The following is a 1,002-nucleotide window of genomic DNA, read 5'->3' as shown; positions in this document are numbered from 1 at the left end:
CGGGCTGTCCGCCCATCCCGCCGGCGTTGTCGAAACCGGCCGCCTATCCAGTGCTCTACCTCCGGCAAGAAACACACGACGCTGCACCTAAATGCATTTCGGGGAGAACCAGCTATCACGGAGTTTGATTGGCCTTTCACCCCTAACCACAGGTCATCCCCCAGGTTTTCAACCCTGGTGGGTTCGGTCCTCCACGAAGTCTTACCTCCGCTTCAACCTGCCCATGGCTAGATCACTCCGCTTCGGGTCTTGAGCGCGCAACTAAATCGCCCTATTCGGACTCGCTTTCGCTACGGCTTCCCCACACGGGTTAACCTCGCAACACACCGCAAACTCGCAGGCTCATTCTTCAAAAGGCACGCAGTCACGAGACACCAGCAAGCTGATGTCCGACGCTCCCACGGCTTGTAGGCACACGGTTTCAGGTACTATTTCACTCCGCTCCCGCGGTACTTTTCACCATTCCCTCACGGTACTATCCGCTATCGGTCACCAGGGAATATTTAGGCTTAGCGGGTGGTCCCGCCAGATTCACACGGGATTTCTCGGGCCCCGTGCTACTTGGGTGTCTCTCAAACGAGCCGTTGATGTTTCAGCTACGGGGGTCTTACCCTCTACGCCGGACCTTTCGCATGTCCTTCGCCTACATCAACGGTTTCTGACTCGTCTCACAGCCGGCAGACTGTAAAAGAGAGATCCCACAACCCCGTACACGCAACCCCTGCCGGGTATCACACGCATACGGTTTGGCCTCATCCGGTTTCGCTCGCCACTACTCCCGGAATCACGGTTGTTTTCTCTTCCTGCGGGTACTGAGATGTTTCACTTCCCCGCGTTCCCTCCACGCACCCTATGTGTTCAGATGCGGGTCACCCGGTCACTCGCGCGCCGGGCGGGGTTTCCCCATTCGGACATCCTGGGATCACCGCTCGGTTATCAACTCCCCCAGGCTTATCGCAGATTCCTACGTCCTTCTTCGGCTCCTGATGCCAAGGCATCCAC

The 1,002-nt window shown here is 57.7% G+C and carries 1 rRNA gene; it reads right to left on the bottom strand.

The features are described from left to right. Positions 1–1,002 (bottom strand): 23S ribosomal RNA (locus tag ACFVM3_RS41925); the annotation flags it as partial.

The sequence above is a fragment of the Amycolatopsis sp. NPDC057786 genome (genome assembly GCF_042797905.1).
Taxonomy (GTDB): domain Bacteria; phylum Actinomycetota; class Actinomycetes; order Mycobacteriales; family Pseudonocardiaceae; genus Amycolatopsis.
Note: the sequence above shows the minus strand (reverse complement) of the source record. Positions and strands in the feature narration are given on the sequence as shown.